Origin of the sequence: Phenylobacterium sp. LjRoot219, assembly GCF_964252995.1 — a bacterium.
Lineage (GTDB): Bacteria > Pseudomonadota > Alphaproteobacteria > Caulobacterales > Caulobacteraceae > Phenylobacterium.
This window is the reverse complement of the sequence record NZ_CAXUQI020000001.1, coordinates 1,136,229-1,155,209: the sequence shown is the minus strand read 5'-3', so window position 1 is coordinate 1,155,209 and position 18,981 is coordinate 1,136,229. Positions and strand designations below refer to the sequence as shown.

The 18,981-nt window shown below is 70.5% G+C and carries 17 protein-coding genes; 12 read left to right on the top strand and 5 right to left on the bottom strand.

Annotation, left to right across the window (positions count from 1 at the left end; genetic code table 11):
- Positions 1-226: 226 nt before the first annotated feature.
- A complete protein-coding gene (locus tag ACSQ14_RS05640; protein ID WP_436010582.1) occupies positions 227-1,666 on the top strand; it encodes an NAD-dependent succinate-semialdehyde dehydrogenase in 1,440 nt (479 codons plus the stop codon).
- Positions 1,667-1,733: 67 nt separating this feature from the next.
- Here the strand turns inward: ACSQ14_RS05640 and ACSQ14_RS05635 are convergent, their stop codons facing one another.
- From ACSQ14_RS05635 to ACSQ14_RS05625, 3 genes are all read right to left on the bottom strand, one after another.
- The gene (locus tag ACSQ14_RS05635; RefSeq protein WP_436010580.1) at positions 1,734-2,054 is read right to left on the bottom strand and encodes a hypothetical protein; all 321 of its coding nucleotides are present in this window, start codon (positions 2,052-2,054) and stop codon (positions 1,734-1,736) included.
- 129 nt (positions 2,055-2,183) lie between these two features.
- Entirely contained in the window at positions 2,184-2,465 is a 282-nt protein-coding gene (locus tag ACSQ14_RS05630; RefSeq protein ID WP_436010578.1) for a DUF2218 domain-containing protein, read from the bottom strand.
- A 2-nt stretch (positions 2,466-2,467) separates the two neighbouring features.
- Entirely contained in the window at positions 2,468-3,019 is a 552-nt protein-coding gene (locus tag ACSQ14_RS05625; protein ID WP_436010576.1) for a PadR family transcriptional regulator, read from the bottom strand.
- A 414-nt stretch (positions 3,020-3,433) separates the two neighbouring features.
- Between ACSQ14_RS05625 and ACSQ14_RS05620 the strand changes: the two genes are divergently transcribed.
- The 4 genes from ACSQ14_RS05620 to ACSQ14_RS05605 are packed head-to-tail and all read left to right on the top strand — an operon-like array spanning position 3,434 to position 7,235.
- Complete coding sequence (locus tag ACSQ14_RS05620) at positions 3,434-4,648, top strand: glycosyltransferase (protein WP_436010574.1); 1,215 nt, start codon at positions 3,434-3,436, stop codon at positions 4,646-4,648.
- 40 nt (positions 4,649-4,688) lie between these two features.
- Positions 4,689-5,186, top strand: a complete 498-nt coding sequence (locus ACSQ14_RS05615) for a PepSY domain-containing protein (RefSeq protein ID WP_436010572.1) — start codon at positions 4,689-4,691, stop codon at positions 5,184-5,186.
- Positions 5,187-5,205: 19 nt separating this feature from the next.
- Entirely contained in the window at positions 5,206-5,877 is a 672-nt protein-coding gene (locus tag ACSQ14_RS05610) for a response regulator transcription factor (RefSeq protein ID WP_436010570.1), read from the top strand.
- Positions 5,874-7,235, top strand: coding sequence for an ATP-binding protein (locus ACSQ14_RS05605; protein ID WP_436010568.1), 1,362 nt, complete (start codon positions 5,874-5,876; stop codon positions 7,233-7,235). Before ACSQ14_RS05610 ends, ACSQ14_RS05605 begins: the two co-directional genes overlap by 4 nt.
- On the opposite strand, the gene ACSQ14_RS05600 is transcribed toward ACSQ14_RS05605, so the two are convergent.
- On the bottom strand, positions 7,232-7,951 hold the full coding sequence (locus ACSQ14_RS05600; RefSeq protein WP_436010566.1) for a dienelactone hydrolase family protein: 720 nt from the start codon (positions 7,949-7,951) through the stop codon (positions 7,232-7,234). The two genes, ACSQ14_RS05605 and ACSQ14_RS05600, sit on opposite strands and share 4 nt — an antisense overlap.
- 263 nt (positions 7,952-8,214) lie before the next feature.
- On the opposite strand from ACSQ14_RS05600, the gene ACSQ14_RS05595 reads away from it, so the two are divergent.
- The 4 genes from ACSQ14_RS05595 to ACSQ14_RS05580 all read left to right on the top strand — a co-directional run bounded on the left by ACSQ14_RS05595 (position 8,215) and on the right by ACSQ14_RS05580 (position 12,213).
- On the top strand, positions 8,215-10,296 hold the full coding sequence (locus tag ACSQ14_RS05595; RefSeq protein WP_436010564.1) for a PQQ-dependent dehydrogenase, methanol/ethanol family: 2,082 nt from the start codon (positions 8,215-8,217) through the stop codon (positions 10,294-10,296).
- A gap of 29 nt (positions 10,297-10,325) precedes the next feature.
- Positions 10,326-10,631, top strand: a complete 306-nt coding sequence (locus ACSQ14_RS05590) for a hypothetical protein (RefSeq protein WP_436010562.1) — start codon at positions 10,326-10,328, stop codon at positions 10,629-10,631.
- 62 nt (positions 10,632-10,693) lie between these two features.
- The gene (locus ACSQ14_RS05585) at positions 10,694-11,062 is read left to right on the top strand and encodes a c-type cytochrome (protein ID WP_436010560.1); all 369 of its coding nucleotides are present in this window, start codon (positions 10,694-10,696) and stop codon (positions 11,060-11,062) included.
- A gap of 68 nt (positions 11,063-11,130) precedes the next feature.
- Positions 11,131-12,213, top strand: coding sequence for a flavodoxin family protein (locus ACSQ14_RS05580; RefSeq protein ID WP_436010558.1), 1,083 nt, complete (start codon positions 11,131-11,133; stop codon positions 12,211-12,213).
- A 113-nt stretch (positions 12,214-12,326) separates the two neighbouring features.
- Here ACSQ14_RS05580 and ACSQ14_RS05575 read toward each other — a convergent pair whose 3' ends face one another.
- Positions 12,327-12,917, bottom strand: coding sequence for a TetR/AcrR family transcriptional regulator (locus ACSQ14_RS05575; protein ID WP_436010556.1), 591 nt, complete (start codon positions 12,915-12,917; stop codon positions 12,327-12,329).
- A 207-nt stretch (positions 12,918-13,124) separates the two neighbouring features.
- On the opposite strand from ACSQ14_RS05575, the gene ACSQ14_RS05570 reads away from it, so the two are divergent.
- The 3 genes from ACSQ14_RS05570 to ACSQ14_RS05560 are packed head-to-tail and all read left to right on the top strand — an operon-like array spanning position 13,125 to position 18,892.
- On the top strand, positions 13,125-14,285 hold the full coding sequence (locus ACSQ14_RS05570; RefSeq protein WP_436010554.1) for an efflux RND transporter periplasmic adaptor subunit: 1,161 nt from the start codon (positions 13,125-13,127) through the stop codon (positions 14,283-14,285).
- 28 nt (positions 14,286-14,313) lie between these two features.
- On the top strand, positions 14,314-17,472 hold the full coding sequence (locus ACSQ14_RS05565) for an efflux RND transporter permease subunit (RefSeq protein ID WP_436010552.1): 3,159 nt from the start codon (positions 14,314-14,316) through the stop codon (positions 17,470-17,472).
- Positions 17,473-17,482: 10 nt separating this feature from the next.
- The gene (locus tag ACSQ14_RS05560) at positions 17,483-18,892 is read left to right on the top strand and encodes a TolC family protein (RefSeq protein ID WP_436010550.1); all 1,410 of its coding nucleotides are present in this window, start codon (positions 17,483-17,485) and stop codon (positions 18,890-18,892) included.
- The last annotated feature ends 89 nt before the right edge of the window (positions 18,893-18,981 follow it).

Here is an 18,981-nt window from a genome sequence, read left to right as displayed (position 1 = left end):
CGCTGTTGGCGCGGGCCGCCGCCGTTGCGCGGCTGGCCGATCCGGTGATACGCGTCCGGCCACCATCAGTGTCCGGGATTTCCCGGATGGGTGGGACGGCGTGGCGACGTGCTCGCACACGGCGGTAGGTCGTGAATGCGGGCGTCGCCTTGGCATGCGCACCGCCAAGGGCCACATCCGCTGGAGCGCACGCGCCGTCTCAAATCGAAGGACCGAAGCGATCCCCATGACCTTCCGCACGCTGCTCCGAGAACAGGCCTACATCGACGGTCGCTGGTGCGACGCGGACAACGCCTCGACCTTCGCCGTCACCGATCCGGCGACCGGCGAGACGCTGGGCCAGGCGCCGAACATGGGCGCGGCCGAGACCAAGCGCGCGATCGCCGCGGCCGAAGCCGCCCTGCCGGCCTGGCGTGCGCTGACCGCCGGCGCGCGGTCGAAGATCCTGCGCAAGTTCTACGACCTGATGATGGCCAACCAGGACATCCTGGGCGAACTGCTGACCCGCGAGCAGGGCAAGCCGCTGGCCGAGGCCAAGGGCGAGATCGCCTACGCCGCCGGCTTCCTGGAATGGTTCGCCGAGGAAGGTAAGCGCGCCTACGGCGAGGTCATCCCGAGCCACGCCGCGGACAAGCGGATCGTCGTGCTGAAGCAGCCGATCGGCGTCATCGCGGCGATCACGCCGTGGAACTTCCCCTCGGCGATGATCACCCGCAAGATCGGCCCGGCGCTGGCCGCCGGCTGCACCGTGGTGCTGAAGCCGGCCTCGGCCACCCCCTACTCCGCCCTGGCGCTGGCGGTGCTGGCCGAAGAGGCCGGCGTGCCGAAGGGCGTGTTCAACGTGATCACCGGCAGCGCGCGGGCCATCGCCGGCGAGCTGACCGCCAACCCGGTGGTGGCGAAGATCAGCTTCACCGGCTCGACCGAGATCGGCGCCGAGCTGATGCGTCAGTCCGCCGACACCATCAAGAAGCTGTCGCTGGAGCTCGGCGGCAACGCGCCGTTCCTGGTGTTCGACGACGCCGACGTCGACGCCGCGGTCGAGGGCGCGGTGGTGTCGAAGTTCCGCAACGGCGGCCAGACCTGCGTCTGCACCAACCGCTTCTACGTGCAGGACGGCGTCTATGACGAGTTCGTCGCGAAGCTCGCCGCCCGCGTCGCCAAGCTGAAGGTCGGCTCCGGCCTGGAGGCCGGCGTCGACGTCGGTCCGCTGATCGACTCCAAGGCCGTCGCCAAGGTCGAAGAGCACCTGACCGACGCGGTCTCCGGCGGGGCGAGGGTGCTGGTCGGCGGCGAGCGCGGGACGAGCGAGAACTTCTTCCTGCCGACGGTGCTGGCCAACGTCACCGCCGACATGCTGCTGGCCCGCGAAGAGACCTTCGGCCCGCTGGCCGGGGTGATCCGCTTCAAGGACGAGGCCGACGCCATCCGCCAGGCGAACGACAGCGAATACGGCCTGGCCAGCTACTTCTACGCCCGCGACCTGTCGCGCGTCTGGCGCGTCGCCGAGGCGCTGGAGGCCGGCATGGTCGGCATCAACACCGGCCTGATCTCCACCGAGGTCGCGCCGTTCGGCGGCGTCAAGCAGTCCGGCCTCGGCCGCGAAGGCTCGCGCCACGGCCTCGATGACTACATGGAGATCAAGTACCTCTGCATGGGCATCTGAGGCCCGCCCGAGGACCTGAAACGCCAAAGCCGGGGAGCCTCGCTCCCCGGCTTTTTTGCGTCCGCCCTCACGGCATGGTCGGCGTCTCGACCGGCCGCCGGGCGCCCAGCAGGCTGCCGAGGGCGGCTGGGGCCACCAGCGGCGCGACCGCCAGGATCAGCAGCGGCAGCCTCGGGTCCTGGGATGCGTAATGCCCGTATTGCAGGGCCGGGCCGATCCCCGCCGCCAGCGGCAGGATCAGCGGCAGGAGCGAGGTTCCGGCGGCCGCCGACAGCCTCATCCCCAGCGACCGTGTTGCGGCGGCGTGGTTGATGAGCCAACCGATCGCGGCGAACACGCCGCCGCCGATCAGATAGAAAAGCGCGTTCACCAGGATGGAGGTGCTCACGTTCAGGCCCTCGAGTTAGCTTGGAGGCTTACTCAACTCTGAATTGCCACAATCGCCCATAACACAACTTTTACGATTGGTAGAGTCCGCCTCACTAGGCGCGCGAGGGCTGCGCGCAAGTGACCGCGTTTAAGCCCAATCGAAGGCCAGCGGCGCCTCGCGGAAGGCAAAGCGGTCCAGGTGGGTGGCGACCACCTGCTTCATGCGCTCGACCGTGGCCGGGTCGGCCGCCTCGATGGCGACGGTCAGCGCCTCGGGCCCGGCCTTCAGGGTGGCGACGGCGTCGGGGAAGCGCACCGTCCCCTCGCCGTCCGTGAACTCGACCTCCAGCTTGTGCGCCCAGTGCTTGCAGAGCTGCTGCAGGTATTTCGCGCCGGAGGTCGTCGGCACGTGGGCGGTCGCGACGGCCATGATCAAAGCCTCTCGACGTTGCTCGCCGCCTGGTCGATCAGCGCGGCGACTTCCAGGATGATCGCCTTGTCCACGCCCTCTTGGCTGAGCCGGTTGTGGACGGCGGTCTTGAGGTTCTGCATCGCCCGCGCCACCGGGGCGGCGTCGGTGCGGCCGCGCACCTCGGCGAGCATCTGCAGCTTGGCGAACGCGGCCTGGGCCTCGGCCTCGTGTGCGGCGAGGTCCGCGCGGCCCGCCTCGGTGATGGCGAACAGCTTGCGGGCGGTCTCCCCGCCGGTCTCCTCGATCAGCCCCATGTCCAGCAGCAGGGTGGTCATCGGATAGACCACGCCCGGGCTGGGGGCGTAGGCGCCGCCGGTGCGGGCCTCGACCTCGCGGATCAGGTCGTAGCCGTGACGCGGCTGCTCGGCGATCAGGCTGAGCAAGACCAGCCGCAGCTCGGTGGAATCGAACATCCGGCGGCGACGGCCGCCGTGGCCCTCGCGTCCGAAACCTTCCTCCGCGCCGCCGCGGCCGCGCCGGCCTTCATGCCCGTGATGTCTGTGATTGCGCATGTGAGATCCTCTCTTAAGACGCATCTTGATGCACTCAAGATATATCTTGATAGTTAGTTTGCAAGGGGTCGAGCGCAAACGGCGTCAGAAAATGACGGCTGAGGGTGAGCGGAGACGGCCTGCGCACACGGACAGGCCAAAAAAAAGCCGCGCCCGAAGGCGCGGCAAGTAAGGGAGGAAACGCCCAGGAAGGGCAGCCCCAATCTGAACGATGCTTAGACTCGCTGCAAGCGAGAATCCGGCCCGGATCCCGCCGGAACCTGCGACAAAATGGCCGACGCCCGCAGGTCACGCGCCTCAAGCTCGGCCGGGCCGCGCACGCCGCCCGCCAAAAGATTGCGGAGATCAAATCTTCCCAAGAGCCGTTCCCCAGCCGGCGGCGCCTAACGTCGCGCCGACTTCGAGGAGGCTCGAGTGGCGGCGTCACGTCCTGTACTTCTGTTCTGCGGCGACCTCGGCGGCACCGGCGTCGCGCGCAACACGGTGCTGGCCGCCAACGCGCTTCACGCGCGCGGCGTCGTGGTCGAGGTGATCGCCGCGCGCAGCGGATTTCTCGCCGACGAGCTCGCCGGACCGCGGCTGACGGTGCTCGACCCGCCCTTCCCCCGGCCGCGGCCGCTGGCGCTGGCCAGCGCGACGCTGCAACTGCGTCAGGAGATTGTGGCACGGGTCCCGCGCCTGGTGGTCTCGATGGGCAACCACGCCCACCTGTGCCTGTGGGCAGCGCTGCGCGGCCTGCCGGAGTTCAAGCGCGCCTACCGGATCAGCAACGACCTCGAACACGGCAAGCCCGGCAGCCTGTCGGCCTGGCAGCGGCGCGCCACCGCCGCCCTGCTGGCCGCCGACGCCGACCGGCTGCTCTGCGTGTCCGAGGCGCTGGCGCACACCCGCGCCTTCACCGCCGCCCGACGCCAGGGCCGCGTGGCCGTGCTGCCGAACGGCGTCAACGCCGAGCGCGTGCGCGCCCGCGCGGCCGCGCCGGTCGCCGAGGCGGCCGCGCCGCCGGGGCCGCCGCTGATCGCCGCGGTCGGGCGGCTGCATCCGCAGAAGAACTACCCCGCCCTGCTGCAGGCCCTGGCTGTGTGCCGCGCCGAGGGCCGCGAGCTGCAGGCGGTGATCATCGGCCAGGGGACCGCCCGCCAGCGGACCGAGCTGCAAAGGCTGGCCCGTCGCCTCGGCGTCGCCGACCTGGTCCGCTTCACCGGCGAGCTCGACAACCCCTTCCCGCTGGTGCGGCGCGCCTCGGTCTTCGCCCTGCTCTCGCTCTGGGAAGGCAATCCGAACAGCCTGCTGGAGGCGCTGGCCTGCGGCACGCCGGTCGTCGCCGCCCGCAGCGCCGGCGCGGCGACGGAGATCCTCGGCGGCGGCGCGTTCGGCCGGCTGGTCGATCCCGCCGATCCCGCCGGGATCGCCGCGGCCCTGATCGCCCAGGCCGACGGCGGCGGCGCCTGCGTGCGCCCCGGAGACCGGGCGCTGGCCTTTGACCAGCGCGCCGCCTCGACCCGCTTCGTCGGCGAGATCCTGAACCTGGTCGCCGCCGACGCCGGACTGGCGGCCAAGCCGCGCGCCGGCTGGCGGCTGTCTGACGAAGTTCAAATCCTGGCGCGAACAGAAGGCCATCGCTCCTGACGAAGATGATCCTGGTTGGGAGGCGAAGGAGATCGACCCCATGAAGATGCTGCTTGCAACCACGGCCGCCGCGGCGGCCCTCGCGACGACGGCGCTGGCCCAGCCCCCCGCTGCGCCGGCTGTTGTCCCGCTGAAGCAGGCCGTCGCCGCCGCCGAGCGCGCCGTCGGCGGCAAGGCGTTCGACGCCGAGCTCGACACCGAACACGGCCGGCTGGTCTACGAGATCAGCCTGGTGAAGGACGGCCGCGCCGTCGAAGCAGAGATCGACCCCGCCACCGGCAAGCTGTTGCGGCAGAACCGCTCGGCCCCGCCGCTGCCGTGGGATTCTTCGAGCCTGAAGGCCGCACAGAGCGCGCCCAAGTCGCTGACCCAGACCATCTCCATGGTCGAAACCTCCACCAAGGGCCGGGTGACCGACATCAGCCTGGAGCGGCGCAACGAGCGGCATTACTACGAGGTGGAGCTCGCCGGAGCGCAGGACCGCGAGGTCCGGGTCGATCTCCAGACGGGCGCGATCACGCCGGTGATCGACGACTGAAGGGTCAGGTGCAGGTCGGATGCATGTGCTTGTGGTCGAGGATGACGCGCGGGTCGCCACCCATGTGGTGAAGGGCCTGAAGGGCGCGGGCTATCTCGTCGACCACGTCGCCGACGGCCGTGAGGCGCTCTTCCGGGTCGCCAGCGAGAGCTACGACGTGATCGTGCTCGACCGCATGCTGCCCAACGTCGACGGGCTGAAGATCCTGCAGACCATGCGCGCCTCCGGCGACTCCACGCCGGTGCTGATCCTCAGCGCCCTGGGCGACGTCGACAACAAGGTGAAGGGCCTGCGCAGCGGCGGCGACGACTATCTGGCCAAGCCGTTCGCCTTCTCCGAGCTGCTCGCGCGGGTCGAGGCCCTGTCCCGCCGCAAGGGCGCGGTCGAGGAGGTCACCGAGCTGCGCCTGGCGGACCTGGAGATGAACCTGCTGACCCGCGAGGTGAAGCGCGCCGGCCGGCCGATCGACCTGACCCAGCGCGAGTTCCTGCTGCTCGAGCACCTGATGCGCAACGCTGGGCGGGTGGTCAGCCGCAGCATGCTGCTGGAGGCGGTCTGGGACTACAACTTCGACCCGCAGACCAACATCATCGACCAGCACGTCAGCCGGCTGCGCCAGAAGGTCGACCGCGATTTCGGTCCGCCGCTGATCCAGACGGTGCGCGGCCTGGGCTATGCGATCCGGGCATGATCTGGCCGCGTCCGTTCCGGAACCTCACCTTTCGCCTGACCCTCGCCTACATGGCGCTGTTCTGCGGCTCGTTCGCGCTGATGCTGGGGGCGAGCTATGCGGCCGGGGTCTGGCGGCCGCTGCAGCAGGTCGAAGCCGAGGTCCGCGTCGAAAGCGACGCGCTGGTCCGCACCTATGAGGCCGGCGGCCGCAACGCGCTGATCCGGGCGCTGGAGGCGCGCGCGCAGAACGCCGCCCCGCGCGCCCGCTACCATGTGCTGCTCGCCCCCAACGGCGCGGTCGTGGCGACCAACCTGATCGACTGGCCGCGGCAGCAACAGCGCGAGTGGCTGCGCTATGAGTTCGGCTCCTACGCCAGCGGCTCGGAGGAGGAGCACGAGGCGGTGGTCCGCGACCTGCTGCTGCCCGGCGGCTACCGCCTGCTGGTCGGCATCGACACCGAGGATCTCGACGAACGCGAGGACATGATGCTCGACGCCCTGTTCTGGGGCGCGGGCATGACCCTGTTGCTCGGCCTGATCGGCGGGCTGGCGATCAGCGTCGCCGTCTCGCAGCGGCTGGAATCGATCAACCGCGCCGCCCGCGCGGTGATCGGCGGGGATCTGTCCGGCCGCGTGAAGCTGCGCGGCTCCGGCGACGACTTCGACCAGCTGTCGGCGACCCTCAACGAGATGCTGGCGCGGATCGAACGGCTGGTCGCCTCGATCAGCCGGGTCTCCGACAGCATCGCCCACGAGCTGCGGACCCCGCTCAGCCGCCTGATGGCGGAGCTGGAGGACCTCGCCGCCGCTGAGGACGCCGCCGAGATCGAGGCGCGCACGGCCGCGGCGCTGGAGGAGGCCGCCCGCCTGCAGCGGCTGTTCGAGGCGCTGCTGCGGCTCGCCCGCGTGCAGAGCGGCGGGCGCGTGGCGAGCGAGCCGGTCGACCTCAGCCGCCTCCTGGCCGACGCCGCCGAGCTGCACGGCCCCGCCGCCGAAGAGCGCGGCCAAGCGATCGCGCTCGACGTCGAGCCCGGCCTGGTGCTGCAGGGCTCGCGCGACCTGCTGTTCCAGATGGTCAGCAACCTGCTCGACAACGCCGTGAAGTTCTCGCCGGCCGGCGGGGTCATCCGGCTGGGCGCGGCGCGCCGCCCGCGCACGCTCGACGTCTGGGTCGAGGACCAGGGGCCGGGGATCGCGCCCGCCGAGCACGGCCGCGTCTTCGAACGGTTCTACCGGAGCCCCGGCGCCGAGGCCGCGCCAGGCTTCGGCCTCGGCCTCAGCCTGGTGTTGGCGATCGCCGAACAGCACGCCGCGACGGTCGCCCTGGAGGACGCCGTCCCGGGCCTGCGGGCGAAGATCAGCTTCCCGCTCGGCTAGTCGCGCAGGGTCGCGTCGAGGAAGGCCGTCGCCTGGGCCCAGGACAGCTTGTCGATGAGCGGGTCGTAGCGGACGCCCGGCACGCTCGCCTTCTCCGGGTTCGGGTCGGTGAAGGCGTGCCAGCCTTCGCCGTAGACGGTGAGCTGCCAGTCCACGCCGGCCTCGGTCAGTTCGCGCTGCAGGCCCGCCACCGCATCGGCTGGCGCATAGGGGTCGCGCCCGCCGGTCAGCACCAACACCTTGGCCTTCACCTCGCCGGCGCGCGCCGGCAGGCTGGTGTGCAGCAGGCCGTGGAAGCTGACCACCCCACGGGCCGCAGCCCCGCTGCGCGCCAGCTCCAGCACGCACTGCCCGCCGAAGCAGAAGCCGATCGCCCCCATGCGGGCTTGGTCCACCTCCGGACGGGCGCGCAGGGCTTCGAAGGCGGCGAGAACCCGGCCGCGCAGACGCTGCGGATTCTCCTGCAGATCGAGGAAGAATGGACCGACCTCCGTCTGGCCGGTGAACAGCTTGCCCCCCCCGTACATGTCGGTCGCCAGCGCCGCATAGCCCAGGTCGGCCAGCGCCAGCGCGCGCCGTCGCACGTGGTCGCCCAGGCCGTGCGCGTCGTGCATCACCAGCACCGCCGGATGCGGCCCAGGCCCGGCCGGCAGCGCCAGCTCGCCCTTCAGCAGAACGCCCTCGTGCTCGTAGTCCAAGGCGCGCAGCTCGCCCATGGCAGGCCTCCCTCCAAGTTTCTTGTCGGCGCGAGAGTGCTACGGTTTCGCCCGTTCGGCCAGCCGAACGGATGTTCGCATTCGGCGGATATCGCCCGGCTGATGACGGGCCCTCTTTCGCCGGGCCTGCGACATGCTAAGCGTATGCACAGCAACCGGGGCTGTGCGGCCTTGACGCTTCGGCGCGCGCCGCCTTATGAGCCACAGTGGATCGCAAAGAGCGGCCGGAGCGTGAACCGGCCCGAGGAATTCGGGGGAGAGCCATGAAGAAACGGATCTTGTTGGCGGCGGCCGCCTGCCTGCTTCTGGCCGGCTCCGGCGTCGGATCGCTCGCCCTCAGCAGCGACGATTCCACCGCCGCGGTGAACTGGACGAACACCGGCGGCCCGCTCGACGAGAGCGGCTTCAGCCGGCTCGAGCAGATCAACGCCAAGAACGCCGGCAAGCTCGGCCTGGAATGGGCGCTCGATCTCGAGGGCGAGGTGACGCTGGAGGCGACGCCGATCGCGGTCGACGGCGTGCTGTATTTCTCCGGCAGCTACGGCAAGGTCTATGCGGTCGACGCCGTCGCCGGAAAGGTGCTGTGGACCTACGACCCGCAGATCTGGAAGCGCACCCCTTCGAAATTCCGCTCCAACTTCGGGGTCAACCGCGGCGTCGTCTACGCCGACGGCCGGATCTTCCTCGGCGCGCTCGACGGCTACCTGACGGCGCTGGACGCCAAGACCGGCCAGGAGCTCTGGAAGACCCAGACGGTGCCGGAAAAATCGATCCACACCGTCACCGGCGCGCCGCGGGTGTTCAACGGCAAGGTGATCATCGGCAACGCCGGCGCCGACGCCAACATGCGCGGCTTCGTCACCGCCTACGACCAGAAGACCGGCCAGCAGGTCTGGCGCTTCTACACCACCCCGGCCAAGCCCGGTGAGAACGGCGGCGATCCGGTCATGGAGATGGCCGCCAAGACCTGGACCGGCGAGTACTGGAAGGTCGGCGGCGGCGGCGGCACCGTCTGGAACGGCATCACCTTCGATCCCGAGCTGAACCGCATCTATCTCGGCGTCGGCAACGCCGGCCCCTACAACCCGAGGGCCCGCAACCCGGGCGGCGGCGACAACCTGTTCGTCGCCTCGATCGTCGCGCTCGACGCCGACACCGGCAAGTACGTCTGGCACTACCAGCAGAACCCGAACGAGGCCTGGGACTACAAGGCCACGGCCAACATGATCTCGGCGACGCTGATGATCGACGGCAAGCCGCGCAAGGTGCTGATGCAGCAGCCGACCAACGGCTTCTTCTACGTGCTCGACCGCGAAACCGGGAAGCTGATCTCGGCGGAGAAGAGCGGCAAGGTCACCTGGGCCGAGCGGATCGACCTGGCGACCGGCCGTCCGGTCGAGGCGAAGAACATCCGCTACGAGACCGGCGAGACGATCATGTGGCCGAGCATGATCGGCACGCACAACTGGCAGGCCATGTCGTTCAACCCGAAGACCGGCCTGGTCTACATCCCGCACATGCAGCTCGGGGCTCGCTACACGACCAATGTGAAGCCCGGCGACTTCGCCTTCGGCGGCATGTCGGTGTCCGGCTACAAGGACCCCAAGGACCCGAACGACGGCAAGGGCGCGCTGCTGGCCTGGGATCCGGTGCGCCAGAAGGCGGCCTGGAAGGCGCCGCTGGAGACCATCTGGAACGGCGGCACGCTGACCACCGGCGGCAACCTGGTGTTCCAGGGCGCCGGTGACGGCTGGTTCCGCGCCTACAACGCCAGCAGCGGCAAGCCGCTGTGGAAGTTCAACGCCGGCCTCGGCATCGTCGGCGCGCCGATCAGCTACGCGGTGAACGGCAAGCAGTACGTCTCGGTGCTGGTCGGCTACGGCGGCACCACCGCCGCGCTCAGCGACTTCCTCAACGTCGGCTGGAAGTACGGCGCCCAGCCGCGCCGGCTGCTGACCTTCGCCCTCGACGGCAAGGCGACGCTTGCGCCCTCGCCGGGCCCGGACATGCAGGTGCACGCCGTCGACGACCCGTCGATCCAGATCGACGAGAAGGACGTGGCGGTCGGCCGGCAGCTGTCGATCGCCTGCATCGCCTGCCACGGCGTCGGCCTGAAGGCCGCCGGCTCGCCGGCGCCGGACCTGCGGGAATCGCAGATCGCGCTCAGCCAGGACGGCCTGAAGGAAGTGCTGAAGGGCGGCGCGCTGGCCGAGCGCGGCATGCCGCAGTTCGACTTCACCGACGGCCAGATCCGCCAGCTCCACGCCTATATCCGCGCCACCGCGCGCGAAGCGCTGGGCACCCGCAAAGCCTCCGACGAAGCGCCGCTGCCGTCGCGCTTCTGATCCTCCCTTCACCCCCAAGGAGCCTTCCAATGCGTGCAATCCTCGTCGCGGCCGCCCTCGCCGCCACCGCCCTGACCGCCGTCCCGGCGATCGCCGCCGACGCCGCCCAGCCGGCTTATTCGACCGCCGAGACCTCGATCGGCGACCTGGTGGCCAATCCCGAGACCAAGGCGATCTTCGACAAGTACCTGCCGGGCGTCTCCGACAACGAGCAGTTCGAAATGGCCAAGGCGATGACCCTGCGTCAGGTGCAGTCCTACGCACCGGACCAGTTCACCGACGAGGCGCTGGCGAAGATCGACGCCGACCTCGCCAAGCTGCCGGCGAAAAAGTGAGCCGACGGCGATCCGCAGGCGCTACCCTGCGGATCGCCGCATCGTCTGAGAGAGCGTTCCGCATGCGTAATTCCCGCCTGATCGCCTTGTCGCTGCTGCTCGCCGCAGCCGCGCCGCCGGCCATGGCGCAGGACGCAGCCGCCGGCGCCGTCGTCTTCCGGCAGCGCTGCCAGACCTGCCACACGACCACGCCGGGCCAGCGCCACGGGGTCGGCCCGAACCTCGCCGGTCTCCCCGGACGCGCCGCGGCCAGCACCGACTTCAACTACTCGAGCGCAATGAAGGGCTCGGGGCTGGTCTGGAACGCCGCCACCCTCGACCGCTTCATCGCCGCGCCAAGCAAGGTCGTCCCTGGCACCCGGATGCTGATCCCGGTCACCGACGCCAAGCAGCGCGCCGACCTCGTCGCCTATCTCGCCAGCCTGAAGTAGCCGCTCGGAACCTCGGACAGACCGCTCCGTTCCGCCCGAGCGCCGCCGTGCGGCGCCCGGAGCTTGCGATGTCCCGACCTGCGCCCGCCCCCCGCAAGGGCATGCCCAGCCCACAGCTGGACGAGGCGACCTTCAAGGCCAGGTTCCTGCAGCAGTTCATCGATCCGGCCTTTCAGCCGCTGACCGCCGAGCTCCATCGCATCGCCGCGGCGGCCTGGGACGCCTACCACCACCACCGCAAGGCGCCGCAGACCCGCGCCGCCGGCCCGGGCTACGCCGATCCCGCTTACGAGCTCGCGCTCGACTGGCTGGCTGCCAAGGCCGCGATCGAGGCGGCGCAGGCGCGCCACGACGACGCCGACGGACCGTGCCGGGTGCTGCTGATCAACGGCTCCTCGCGCAGCGAGCACACCTGCCCCGGCGAGATGTCGAAGTCCTGGCGGCTGCTGGAGATCGCCCGCTCGGCGCTGGCCGGCGAGAACGTCGCGGTTCAGGTGCTGGACCTCTCGCGGCTCGCCTCCGAGTACGGCCGCAACATCCACCCCTGCAAGGCCTGCTTCTCGACCGCGCCGGCGCTCTGCCACTGGCCGTGCTCCTGCTATCCGAACTACGCGCTCGGCCAGACCCAGGACTGGATGAACGAGATCTATCCGCTGTGGGTCGAGGCCCACGGGGTGATGATCATCACCCCGGTCAACTGGTACATGGCGACCTCGCCGCTGAAGCTGATGATGGACCGGCTGGTCTGCGCCGATGGCGGCAACCCCGACCCCACCCTGACCCACGGCAAGGACGCGCAGAAGGCCAAGGATCTGGAGATGGCGGGCTGGCCCTATCCCAAGCATCTCGACGGCCGGGTGTTCTCGGTGGTCGTGCACGGCGACGTCGAAGGGGCCGAGAACGTCCGCCGCAGCCTGTCCGACTGGCTGCGGTTCATGGACCTGTCGCCGGCCGGCGTGAACGCCGAGATCGATCGCTACATCGGCTACTGGCAGGAGTACGCGACCAACCATGAATCGCTCGACGCCGACCAGGCGATCCAGAACGAGGTGAAGAACGCCGCCCTGACCCTGGCCGAGGCGGCGCACGCCAATCACGCCGGACGGCTGCTGCAGGCCGGCCGCCACCTGCCGCCGGCGCGCCAGAAGTAACCTGTTCTCTCAGCCGATCACCCCGGCGAAGGCCGGGGCCCAGGTGAAACCCACCAAGCGCTCAGACTGGATCCGGATACCGGCCTTCGCCGGTAAGAGCGGGGCTTGGTCGCCTAGACCTTCGTCCGCTGCGGGGCCGGGCGGCACTTCAGCAGTTCGTCGCGCGTGGTGTTGAGGATTTCCGCGGCGAGGTCCTTGTCCTGGCCGACCTGGGCGGCCAGCGAGGTCGCGCCGACCAGGGCGGCGAAGCTCAGGATGGCGTGCGCGCGGTCGGAGCCGGCCTCTTCGCCGACCTTGTCGATCACCGCCCGCAGGTGGGCGACATAGGTGTCCTGAATCTTACCGGGCCGGCGCGCGACGTCGGCGCCGAGAATGGCCGCCGGACAGGCCGGATTGTTCTCCGAGGTCACCAGGTCGCCGGCCAGATAGGTGTCGAGGAAGCTCGCCCACTGCTCATCGTCGCCGAGCTTGCGGGCCAGGCCTTCCCACTGGTGCGCCGTCTCTTCCAGCGCCGCCACGCAGGCGTCGGAGATCAGCGCCTCCTTACTCGGGAAGTAGCTGTAGAAGCCGCCGTGCGTCAGCCCGCACTCGCGCATGATTTCGTCGACGCCTACTCGATCGACGCCCTTCTCCATGAACAGGCGGGCGGCGGTTTCGACGATCCGGCGACGGGTCTCGTCCTTCCGGCTGACGGCTAGATTCAAGGCGCTTCCTCTGATTTTCCCAACTCTTAGCAGCTTCCAACGCGCCACCAAGCGCGGGGGCCGCGCTGCAGCGCACAAAAATACTCACGTTACGCGTGCATCTTCCTCTTGATCCTACCCGGCCAAGCTCCACATGACGGTCATCATACCATGACGTACGTCATACAATATGACGCTCGTCATCTGGAGAGCCCGGGGGATCTGGCCATGCCGCAGCAACTTCAACGCCATTTGCCGTCGCTCGCCGCGGCCGCCGTGCTGCTGGCGACGACCGGCCTGCAGGGCTGCACCCGCGCCGAGGCGCAAGGCCCCGCGCCGGAACCGCCCGCCGTGACCGTGGCCGCGCCGCTGGTGAAGATGGAGGCCGAGTGGTCGGAGCACTCCGGCCGCTTCGTCGCCGTCGAGACCGTCGACGTCCGTCCGCGCGTCGCCGGCTACCTGCAGACCGTGCACTTCAAGGACGGCCAGTACGTCCAGAAGGGACAGCTGCTGTTCACCATCGATCCGCTGCCGTTCAAGGCCAGGGCCGACCGCGCCCAGGCCGAGCTCGCCCAGGCGGACGCCCGGCTGGACCGGGCGAAGAGCGAGCTGCGCCGCGCCGAGACGCTGCGCGCCGCCGACGCCATCTCGGCCGAGGAGTTCGACAGCCGCAAGGAAGCCCAGGCCCAGGCGATCGCCGCCCGCGCCGCCGCCCAGGCCGCGCTGCAGGGCGAGTCGCTCGACCTCAGCTACACCCGCGTCTACGCGCCGATCTCCGGCCGCATCTCCGACCGCCGCGTCGACCCGGGCAACCTGGTGCGCAACGGCGAGACGGTGCTGACCCAGATCGTCTCGGTCGACCCGATCCACTTCGAATTCTCCGCGCCTGAGGGCGCCCTGCCCGCCGAGGCCTTCAACCAGCCCCAGAAGGCGCTGCTGAAGCTCGAGGGTGAAGGCGGCTTCGACCATCCCGGGACGCTCGACTTCGTCGACAACCGCATCGACGCCGGCACCGGCTCGATCCGCGGCCGGGTGGTGATGGCCAATCCCGGCGGCGGCTTCACGCCGGGCCAGTTCGGCCGGGTGCGGGTGTTCTACGGCGCGCCCAAGCCGACGGTGCTGGCTCCGGACACGGCGATCGGCTCGGACCAGTCGCGCAAGTTCGTGCTGGTGGTGAACGCCCAGGGCCAGGTGGAGCACCGCCAGGTCGAGCTCGGTCCGCAGGTCGGGTCCCTGCGCGTCGTGCGCACCGGCCTGCAGCCCACCGACCGGCTGATCATCCGCGGCATCCAGCTCGCCCGCCCGGGCCAGAAGGTGAAGCCCGTCCCCGGCCGCATCGCCGATCTCGCCACCGCCTCCATCGCCCAAGCCGCCGCCCCGCGCGGCTGAGCTTGCGATCTCTAGAAAGGGTTAGGCGATGAGCCTGCCGCGCTTCTTCATCGACCGGCCGGTGTTCGCCGCCGTGCTATCGATCGTCATCACCCTGGCCGGCCTGATGGCCGTCGGGCGGCTGCCGATCTCCGAGTATCCGAACGTCGTGCCGCCGACGATCTCGATCACGGCCAGCTACCCGGGCGCCAGCCCCGAGACCCTGGCCGAGACCGTCGCCGCGCCGATCGAGCAGGCGGTGAACGGGGTCGAGGGGCTGATGTACGTCACCTCTCAGGCGACCACCGACGGCCAGCTGACGATCAACGTCAACTTCAAGCTCGGCACCGACCTGGATAAGGCCCAGGTGCTGGTGCAGAACCGCGTCGCCACCGCCGAGCCGCGCCTGCCCGAGGAGGTCCGCCGCCTCGGCGTGGTCGTCGACAAGAGCTCGCCGACCTTCCTGATGGTCGTGCACCTGCTGTCGCCGGACGGCCGCTACGACCCGCTCTACATCTCCAACTACGCCAGCCTGAAGGTTCGCGACCAGCTGGCGCGCAACTCCGGCGTCGCCGACGCCCGGCTGTTCGGCGCGCGCGATTATTCAATGCGGATCTGGCTGGATCCGGAGAAGATCGCCGCCCTCAATCTGTCGCCGAGCGACATCCTGGCCGGCCTGCGCCGCCAGAGCATCCAGGTGGCGGCGGGCTCGCTCGGCGCCGAGCCGCAGCCCAACGGCGCGGCCTTCCAGATGACCGTCGAGGCCCCCGGCCGCCTGATCGATCCCGAGCAGTTCGCCGAGGTGGTCGTGGCCCGCGGGCCCGACGGCGCCCTGGTCCGGGTGCGCGACATCGGCCGTGTCGAGCTGGGCGCCCAGACCTACCAGATCGACGCCTCGCTCGACGGCAAACAGGCGGTCGCCATCGGCATCTTCCAGCGCCCCGGCTCGAACGCGCTGCAGACCGCCGACGAGATCAAGGCGGAGATGGCCCGGCTGTCCAAGGACTTCCCGGACGGGCTGAAGTACGAGATCGTCTACGACACCACCCGGTTCGTGAACTCGTCGATCGAGAAGGTCGAGCACACCCTGTTCGAGGCGGTGATCCTCGTCGTCCTGGTGGTGTTCCTGTTCCTGCAGAGCTGGCGCGCGGCGATCATCCCGGTGCTCGCCATCCCGGTGTCGATCCTCGGCAGCTTCGCCTTCCTGTCGGTGACCGGCGGCTCGATCAACACGCTGTCGCTGTTCGGCCTGATCCTGGCGATCGGCATCGTCGTCGACGACGCCATCGTCGTGGTCGAGAACGTCGAGCGGAACATCGCCAGGGGCCTGTCGCCCAAGGAGGCGGCGCGGGTCTCGATGGACGAGGTCGGCGGCGCTTTGATCGCCATCGCCCTGGTGCTGACCGCGGTCTTCCTGCCGACCGCCTTCATGGGCGGGGTGGCCGGCGAGTTCTTCCGCCAGTTCGCCCTGACCATCGCCAGCGCCACGCTGATCTCCTGCTTCGTCTCGCTGACGCTGTCGCCGGCGCTCTGCGCCATCCTGTTGAAGCCGCATACCGGGCACGGTCACGGGCCGCTGGCGCGCTTCTTCGGGGCGTTCAACAAGGGCTTCGACTGGCTCAGCGAGCGCTACGGCCAGCTGACCGCCCGCTCGGTCCGCATGCTCGCCATCGTCGGCATCCTCTACGGCGGCCTGCTGCTGCTGACCGGCGGCGCCTTCATGGCCACGCCGAAGGGCTTCATCCCGCAGATGGACCGCGGCTACGGCATCGTGCTGGCGCAACTGCCGGAAGGCGCCTCGCTGCAGCGCACCCGCGCGGTGGTGCAGGACGCGGTGAAGCGGATCCACACGGTCGACGGCGTCACCCACGACGTCAGCTTCATCGGCTTCTCGGCCGCCACCGGCGCGCAGGCGACCAACATCGCCACCATCTTCGTGCCCTACGCCGACGCCGAGGAGCGCGCCCGCAACGGCCGCACCGAGGCGGCGATCCAGGCCGACATCCGCAAGGCGCTGGCGCCGATCCAGGACTCCATCACCGTCGTCGTCAGTCCGCCGATGATCATGGGCCTGGGCTCCAGCGCCGGGGCCAAGATGTTCATCGAGGACCAGGACGGCAAAGGCTACGCCGCGCTGGAGGCCGCCACCCAGGCGGTGGCCGGCGAGATGATGAAGGATCCGCACATCGCCTTCGCCTTCTCGCCCTACGAAGCGCGCACCCCGCGCCTGAAGGTCGACGTCGATCGTGACAAGGCCGAGGCCGCCGGCACGCCGGTGTCGGAGATCAACGACGCTCTGCAGGTCTATCTGGGCTCGGCCTATGTGAACGACTTCAACTACCTGGGCCGCACCTATCGGGTGACCGCCCAGGCCGACGGCGAGTTCCGCCGCACGCCGGAGGACCTCAACCGGCTGTGGGCGCGCAATCTCGACGGCCAGATGACGCCGCTCGCCAGCGTCATCACCGCCCACGACGCCACCGGCCCCGGCCGGGTGCCGCGGCACAACCTCTATCCCGCCGCCGACCTCAGCGCGGCGGCCGCGCCGGGCTCCTCGTCGGGCCAGCTGATGGAGGCGATGGAGAAGGCGGCGATCAAGGCCCTGCCGCCGGGCTTCGGCTTCGAGTGGACCGAGCTCGCCTACCTGCAGAAGACCGAGGCGAGCGGCGCCATCGCCGTCTTCGCGCTGGCCACCCTGTTCGTCTTCCTGGTGCTGGCGGCGCAGTACGAGAGCGTGACCCTGCCGATCTCGGTGCTGCTGGTAGTGCCGATGTCGGTGCTGGGGGCGCTGGCCGGCCTGCTGATCCGCGGTCTGGAGATCAACATCCTGACCCAGGTGGCGCTGGTCGTGCTGGTCGGCCTGGCGGCGAAGAACGCCATCCTGATCGTCGAGTTCGCCAAGCAGCTCGAGGACCAGGAGGGGCTGGATCCCCGCACCGCGGCGATCCAGTCGGCGAAGCTGCGCCTGCGGCCGATCCTGATGACCTCGCTGGCCTTCATCCTGGGGGTCATGCCCCTGGCGTTCTCGACCGGCGCGGGCTTCGAACAGCGGGTGGCCATCGGCACCGCGGTGTTCGCCGGGATGATCGGGGTGACCATCCTCGGGCTGATCCTGACGCCGGCCTTCTACGTGATGACCCGCGAACTGACGCGCCGGCTGCCGCCGGTCCGCCTCCCCTGGCGCCGCCGCGCCGCCCCGGCCGAATAGGAGCCCGCCGATGCGAAAGGTGATCATCGGGGCGCTGCTGGCGACGGCGCTCGCCGCGCCGGCCCTGCAGGCGGCCGAAGCCCCACGCCCGCCCCTGCTCGCCGGCCTGACGCTGGATCCGGCCGCCCCGCGCACCGACTGGTGGGCCGGGATGCAGGATCCGCTGCTCGACCAGGTCGTGAGCTACGCCCTGCGCCGCAACCGCGACCTCAAGGCCGCGGAGGCCGACGTGCGGCGCGCCCGAGCGCTGGCCAAGGTCGAGGGCTGGAACCTGATGCCGAGCGGCAATGTCGGGTTCGGCGGCGGCCGCCAACGGGTCGCCAACCTCGACAGCGAAGGCGGCTTCCTCGCCGCCGACGGCGAGGTCGCCTGGGAGGCGGACGTCTTCGGCCGGCTGCGCAACAGCGCCCGGGCCGCCAAGCTCGACGCGATCAGCCAGGACGAGGCCCGCCGCGGGGTGATGACCACCATCGCCGCGCAGATCGCCTCCACCTATGTCGAGCTGCGCGGAGCCCAGGTGCGGCTCGCCGCCACCGAGACCAACGCCGCCGCCCAGGCCGCCACCCTGCGGCTGACCGAAGTGATGCGCGACGCCGGCCGATCGACGCCGCTCGACGTCATGCGCGCCAAGGCCCAGCTGGAGTCGACGCAGTCGGCCGCCCCGCTGCTGCGCGCCCAGATCGACGGGGCGATCGCCGCCCTCGACGTGCTGGCCGCCGGGCTGACGCCGGAGATGACCGCGGCGCTGCGCGCCGACGGCGCCGTGCCCGAACCGCCGCAGCGACTGGCCATCGGCACGCCGCAGGACCTGTTGCGCCGCCGGCCCGACATCCGCCAGGCCGAGGCCCGGCTGCAGGCCTCCCAGTCCCGGGTGCGCGCCGCCCGCGTCGACTGGTGGCCGCGGCTGAGCTTCGTCGGCCAGGCGTCGAGCCTCGGCGCCAACCTCGCCGATCTCGGCCAGGAGACCGGCTTCTCCTTCCTGGTCGGGCCGCGCATCGACTGGCCGGCGCTCGACTTCCGGCGCAACGCCCTGCGCCTGGAGGCCGCGCGCGCCGGGGCCGACGCCGAGTACCAGCGCTACGAAAACCTGGTGCTGGGCGGGGCCCGCGACCTCGACGCGTCGCTGGCCAGCCTCGGCGGCGCGCTGCAGTCCGAGGCCCGGCTGACCGCGGCGGTCGACTCCGCCCGGCGCGCGGCCGAGGTTTCGCGGCTGCGCTATCGGGAGGGAGCCGAATCCTTCTTCGCCGTGCTCGACGCCGAGCGCAGCCTGGCCGGGTTCGAGGACAATCTCGCGGTGGCCCGAACCCGCTCGGCCCTGGCCTACGTCCGCGTCGGCCAGGCGCTGGGCGCCGGCTGGAGCGACGGCGAAGTGCGGCCCGAGCGGCGGGCGGACGTGCGCTCGGCGCGACTCGGCGGCTGAAGCCCCTCGCAAATCTCAGTCGTCATCCCGGACGGCCTGCAAGGCCGATCCGGGACCCACGGGCCGTGCGCACCGCCCCTGGGTCCCGG

Coding starts and splice junctions, on each gene's coding strand:
- ACSQ14_RS05565 (WP_436010552.1), top strand. CDS start 14,314: ATGAGCCTGCCGCGCTTCTTCATCGACCGGCCGGTGTTCGCCGCCGTG.
- ACSQ14_RS05625 (WP_436010576.1), bottom strand. CDS start 3,019: ATGCGCAATCACAGACATCACGGGCATGAAGGCCGGCGCGGCCGCGGC.
- ACSQ14_RS05630 (WP_436010578.1), bottom strand. CDS start 2,465: ATGGCCGTCGCGACCGCCCACGTGCCGACGACCTCCGGCGCGAAATAC.
- ACSQ14_RS05580 (WP_436010558.1), top strand. CDS start 11,131: ATGTCCCGACCTGCGCCCGCCCCCCGCAAGGGCATGCCCAGCCCACAG.
- ACSQ14_RS05570 (WP_436010554.1), top strand. CDS start 13,125: ATGCCGCAGCAACTTCAACGCCATTTGCCGTCGCTCGCCGCGGCCGCC.
- ACSQ14_RS05605 (WP_436010568.1), top strand. CDS start 5,874: ATGATCTGGCCGCGTCCGTTCCGGAACCTCACCTTTCGCCTGACCCTC.
- ACSQ14_RS05640 (WP_436010582.1), top strand. CDS start 227: ATGACCTTCCGCACGCTGCTCCGAGAACAGGCCTACATCGACGGTCGC.
- ACSQ14_RS05610 (WP_436010570.1), top strand. CDS start 5,206: ATGCATGTGCTTGTGGTCGAGGATGACGCGCGGGTCGCCACCCATGTG.
- ACSQ14_RS05600 (WP_436010566.1), bottom strand. CDS start 7,951: ATGGGCGAGCTGCGCGCCTTGGACTACGAGCACGAGGGCGTTCTGCTG.
- ACSQ14_RS05615 (WP_436010572.1), top strand. CDS start 4,689: ATGAAGATGCTGCTTGCAACCACGGCCGCCGCGGCGGCCCTCGCGACG.
- ACSQ14_RS05590 (WP_436010562.1), top strand. CDS start 10,326: ATGCGTGCAATCCTCGTCGCGGCCGCCCTCGCCGCCACCGCCCTGACC.
- ACSQ14_RS05595 (WP_436010564.1), top strand. CDS start 8,215: ATGAAGAAACGGATCTTGTTGGCGGCGGCCGCCTGCCTGCTTCTGGCC.
- ACSQ14_RS05585 (WP_436010560.1), top strand. CDS start 10,694: ATGCGTAATTCCCGCCTGATCGCCTTGTCGCTGCTGCTCGCCGCAGCC.
- ACSQ14_RS05560 (WP_436010550.1), top strand. CDS start 17,483: ATGCGAAAGGTGATCATCGGGGCGCTGCTGGCGACGGCGCTCGCCGCG.